The 5,309-nt window shown below is 62.1% G+C and carries 2 protein-coding genes and 2 tRNA genes; all 4 read left to right on the forward strand.

The window, feature by feature from the left end; all coding sequences use genetic code 11:
• Positions 1-196: 196 nt before the first annotated feature.
• The 4 genes from QZY67_RS11415 (at position 197) to QZY67_RS11430 (ending at position 5,107) form a co-directional block, all read left to right on the forward strand.
• A tRNA-Leu gene (locus QZY67_RS11415) sits at positions 197-283 on the forward strand.
• A gap of 4 nt (positions 284-287) precedes the next feature.
• Positions 288-364: transfer RNA gene (locus tag QZY67_RS11420), tRNA-Met, on the forward strand.
• Positions 365-556: 192 nt separating this feature from the next.
• Positions 557-1,678 (forward strand): peptide chain release factor 2, encoded by a 1,122-nt coding sequence (prfB, locus tag QZY67_RS11425; protein WP_295370426.1) that lies wholly within the window; start codon positions 557-559, stop codon positions 1,676-1,678.
• A 309-nt stretch (positions 1,679-1,987) separates the two neighbouring features.
• Positions 1,988-5,107, forward strand: a complete 3,120-nt coding sequence (locus QZY67_RS11430; protein WP_295370428.1) for an alpha/beta fold hydrolase — start codon at positions 1,988-1,990, stop codon at positions 5,105-5,107.
• The last annotated feature ends 202 nt before the right edge of the window (positions 5,108-5,309 follow it).

The raw sequence follows: 5,309 nt of genomic DNA on the forward strand, positions 1-5,309 counted from the left end.
TCTCGTACAGTTGTTGTCTGCAACTCCAACTATAACCGATGAGGCCGTATCCTTCATCCTTTTTTATTCATTTGTCCAACATGTATTGTACTCCTACAAGAGGACAGAAAGAAAATTTAAATTTTGGATTGACAAAGCGTCTTGTGTATGGTATTCTTAATAAGCACCTAAAAGGACGGAGAACTGGATCGTAAATGCCGGAGTGGCGGAATTGGCAGACGCCCGGGACTTAAAATCCCGTGGGAGGAATCCCGTGCCGGTTCGACCCCGGTCTCCGGCACCAATATCGCGGGGTAGAGCAGCTTGGTAGCTCGTCGGGCTCATAACCCGGAGGTCAGAGGTTCAAATCCTCTCCCCGCAACCAGAAAAGGCTCCCTGACCTTAAAGGTCAGGGAGCTGATTTGCTATGCAAAAGCATAGCAAATTGGCCATGTGCCGCTTTCAGCGGCACGGCCATGGAATCAACCGCATGCGGGCCGGGACGGCCCGCATGCGCAAAAACCTCATGCGCTTGGGGCGCATGAAGCTTTATGCGAGACAATGATAGGAGGCACTCATGCTTCAATTTGATGAGTACAAGGTAAAGCTCAATAACCTGAAGCCCGAGCTGGACGACCTGGGGCAGGCCCTTGGCCTGGAGGCCGCGGAGCGGGAGCTGGACATGCTGGAGTCTGAGAGCGCCTCGGACGGCTTTTGGAACAACCTGGAGAAGGCGCAGAAGATTCAGCAGCGCATCAAGCAGCTCCACCACAAGGTGGACGGCCAGAAGAAGCGCCTGGGGGAGTGGGAGGACCTGCTGACCCTGTGCGAGATGGGCAACGAGGAGGAGGACGAGTCCCTGATCCCCGAGCTGGAGGAGGGCTTCAACAAGCTGGCCGCCGACATGGAGGAGGCCAGGCTGTCCACCCTGTTTACCGGCGAGTACGACGACAACAACGTGGTGCTGGCCATCCACGCCGGCGCCGGCGGCACCGAGGCCCAGGACTGGGCCCAGATGCTGCTGCGGATGTACACCCGCTGGGCCGAGCGCCACGACTTTGCGTACCAGGTGGTGGACTATCAGGACGGCGAAGAGGCGGGCATCAAGTCCGCCACCGTGATGATCCAGGGCGAGAACGCCTATGGCCACCTCCGCAGCGAGCACGGCGTCCACCGTCTGGTCCGCGTCTCCCCCTTTGACGCCAATGCCCGGCGGCAGACCTCTTTTGCCGCCGTGGAGGTCATGCCCGACCTGCCCGAGGACGCGGATGTGGAGATCCGCCCCGAAGACTACGAGATGCAGGTGTTCCGCTCCTCCGGCGCCGGCGGCCAGCACATCAACAAGACCTCCTCCGCCGTCCGCCTGATCCACCACGCCACCGGTATTGTGGTCTCCTGCCAGACCGAGCGCAGCCAGTTCCAGAACAAGGACACCTGCCTGCGCATGCTGCGGGCCAAGCTGGTGGAGCTGAAGATGCAGCAGCACGCCGAGAAGATCTCCGACATCAAGGGCGTGCAGCTGAAGATCGAGTGGGGCAGCCAGATCCGCTCCTATGTGTTCATGCCCTACCAGCTGGTGAAGGACAACCGCTCCGGCTATGAGACCAGCAACGTAAACGGCGTGATGGACGGCGACATCGACGGCTTTATCAACGCCTACCTCAAGTGCGAGGCCACGGGCACCTGGGTTACCAAGTAAAAAAGTGAAATTATGCTTTAAAAAGCCCCGGAATTGGAATTCCGGGGCTTTTTTTGCCCCTCCGGGAAGAAAAATGCCGCGCTGGCAGGGCAGCGCAGAAAATAAAAATCTTGTAAATCGGCTTGTATTTTTGTCACCACTTTGTTACTATTAACATGTCCTAAGAAAAGGCGGCGGAAAAGCCTGGATCCGGATTTGACCCCGGAATCGCGGTTTCCGGCTGAGCAGGGGGGCTCGCCGGAGGCGCGGCCAGAGCAAACCGGAGGGGCGAAATTCCGCATCCTTTCCTGAAAAGGAATGAAAGGTGGAATGTCTTACATGAAGCGCACAAGTAAGTTCCTGTCCCTTCTCCTGACGCTGGCAATGGTATGCTCTCTGTTCGTACCTGCCATGGCTGAGGAGGACACTGTCACGCCCTATGAGATTCCCGATGTAGACGGAAAAGTTGTCATTCTTCACACCAACGACACCCACGGCGCCGACATGGCCGTGGAAGGCGAGTCCATCGGCATGGCCGGTGTGGCCCAGCTGAAAAAGGACTTTGAGGCCGCCGGCGCCCAGGTCCTCCTGCTCTCCGCCGGCGACTCCATCATGGGCAAGCCTCTGGTCAGCGCCGACGAGGGCAAGAGCGCCATTGAGTTCATGAACGCCGCCGGGTACGATGCCATGACCGTGGGCAATCACGAGCTGGACTTCGGCATCGACAACCTGAAGTCCCTGGCCGAGGACGCCGAGTTTGACATCCTCTGCGCCGACATGACCGATGAGACCACCAACAGCACCGTGTTCCCCGCCAACAAGATCTACGATCTGGACGGCGTGAAGGTGGGCGTGTTTGGTCTGGCCACCCCCGAGACCCGCACCAAGGCTGACGCCTCCAAGATGCCCAACATCGTCTTCCCCGAGCGGGAGGAGCTGTACGCCTGCGCGCAGGCGCAGGTGGACGAACTGGAGGCTGCCGGCGCGGACCTGATTGTCTGCCTGGGCCACCTGGGTGTTGCCGACGAGAGCATCGGCAACCGCTCCATCGACGTGTGCCAGAACGTGGACGGCATTGACCTGTTCATCGACGGCCACAGCCACTCCACCACCGGCGACATCACCGCCGCCACCGGCACCGACAGCAATGTGGTCAACGGCACCAAGATCGTCTCCACCGGCACCGCCCTGGCCAACGTGGGCGTTGTGGTGTACGACAAGACCGCCAACACCCTGGAGGACAGCCTGGTTTCCGCCGCCTCCTACACCAAGACCGACGCCGATGTGGCCAAGCTGGTCAGCGACCGCAATGCCGCCGTTGAAGAGGAGTACGGCATTAAGATCGCCGAGACCGAAGTGGATCTGAACGGCTCCCGCTCCGGCGGCGCCGCCACTGCCACCAACACGAAGGCCGAGGTCACCTTCCCCGACGGCGTGGGCGTCCGCACCGCCGAGACCAACCTGGGCGACTTTGCCGCCGACGCCATCCTCTGGCAGGCCCGCAAGACCTTGGGCGAGGAGAACGTGGACGCCGCCCTCACCAACGGCGGCGGTATCCGCGAGACCATCGGCAAGGGCGACATCTCCAAGCTGGACCTGCTGGCGGTGTTCCCCTTCGGCAACACCGTGGCCACCATTGATGTGACCGGCGCCCAGCTGCTGGAGGCTCTTGAGGCCGCCACCTGCACCACCCCCGATGCCATCGGCGCCTTCCCCCAGGTCTCCGGCATCGAGTTCACCATCAACGCCGATGTGGCCTATGAGAACGGCGCGCAGTATCCCAACTCCACTTATTACGCCCCTGCCAACCCCGGCAGCCGCGTGACCATTACCTCTGTCAACGGCCAGCCCTTCGACGCTGAGGCCACCTACACCATCGCCACCAACGACTTCACCGCCAAGGGCGGCGACACCTACGGCGTCTTTGCCGCTGCCGGCGGCTGGAAGGACGTGGGCGTGGCTCTGGAGGACGCCCTCATCAACTACACCACCGAGGAGCTGGGCGGCAAGATTACCGCCGAGCAGTACGGTGAGCCCGCCGGGCGCATCAGCATTATCAACCTGCCCGACGATGTCATCTCCGGCACCTGGTATTATGAGGCCGTTTTCTATGTGCTGAGCAACGGCATTATGAACGGCACCGGCAAGGGCTTTGAGCCCAATGGCACCGTCACCCGCGGCACCGTGTTCCAGACTCTGTACAACATGGCCGGCAAGCCCGCCGTGACTGAGGCCGCCTCCTTCACCGACGTGGCCGGCAAGTGGTACGCCGACGCCGCCGCCTGGGCCGAGGACGAGGGCCTGACCTCCGGCACCGGCACCGGCCTCTTTAACGGCGACGCCGCCATCACCCGCCAGGAGCTGGCCAAGGTCTTTGCCGACTACACCGCTTCCAAGAACATCGTGCCCACTGAGGACGTGGACCTGAGCACCTATGCCGACGCCGGCGTGATCCCCGGCTGGGCCTCTGAGTCCATGGAGACCGCCGTGTCCCTGGGCATCCTGAAGGGCTCCAACAACCGGCTCAACCCCGCCGGCACCGCCGTCCGCTCCGAGCTGGCCCAGATCCTGCTGAACATCTCCGCGCTCACCCCCGCCTACACCGAGGAGACCGTCTCCATTGAGGTGGCCGCCCAGGACGGCGTGCCCGCTCACACCATGACCGCCATTGTTACCGTGCCCACCTCCGCCACCAAGGACGCCAAAGTCCCCGGCGTGGTGATGCTCCACGGCACCGGCTCCAACATGCACGAGGTCAACGGCGCCTATGACATGGCCGCCGCCGAGATGGCCGCCCAGGGCCTGGCCACCATCCGCTTCAACTTCCAGGGCATCGACGAGGGTACTGAGGAGCTGTACGTGAATTACAGCTACACCTCCGCCAACATCGACGCCAAGGCCGCCGCCGACTACCTGGCCGGCCTGGAGGTCGTGGACGGCGACAAGCTGGGCGTCATGGGCTGGAGCCAGGGCGGCACCAACGCCTTCCTGGCCGCCGCCGCCTACCCTGAGACCTTCAAGAGCGTGGTCACCTGGGCCGGCGCGCTGGACCTGACCACCATGTTTGAGGACTTTGACGCCGCCTATGCCGAGGCCGAGGAGAACGGCTCCTTTACCATGGAGTTTGACTGGCGCACCGCCCTGCCCACCGGCTTCCAGTGGTTCAAGGACGTGAAGGAGACCGACGTCCTGGAGGAGACCAAGACCATCGAGGCCCCCATCCTCACCATCAATGGCGCGGCTGACACCGTGGTGGACCCTGCCAGCGGCAAGACTGTGGTGGACGCCGCCCAGAACGAGGCGTCCGAGAACCTGATCATCGAGAACTGCGACCACACCTTCAACATGTTCACCGGCGACTATACCGCCGTCAATCAGGCCATTGCCGCTACCGCCGATTACTTCAATGCCACCCTGAGCGGCACTGCGGCTGCTGACAAGGCTGCCTGAGGTATCCCGATTACCCCATAGAGAAGCGTATCAGCGCCCCGCCGGGTACCCGGCGGGGCGCTGCAGGCTGTCGAAAAAGTCCCTGGACTTTTTCGACAGCCTGCAAAAATGCCGTTACTTTCGCGCCGCACAGCGGCGCAAAAGTCCTCGCTCCGCTCCCCGGAAGCCTTGCACAGCAAGGCTTCCGGGGCATTCGATTCCA

This window comes from uncultured Pseudoflavonifractor sp., assembly GCA_904419835.1.
In the GTDB taxonomy this organism is placed as follows: Bacteria; Bacillota; Clostridia; order Oscillospirales; family Oscillospiraceae; genus Pseudoflavonifractor.

What these genes read in the sequence shown, in the direction of transcription:
- prfB (WP_295370426.1), top strand. Translation starts at nt 557, where the DNA reads ATGCTTCAATTTGATGAGTACAAGGTAAAGCTCAATAACCTGAAGCCC.
- QZY67_RS11430 (WP_295370428.1), top strand. Translation starts at nt 1,988, where the DNA reads ATGTCTTACATGAAGCGCACAAGTAAGTTCCTGTCCCTTCTCCTGACG.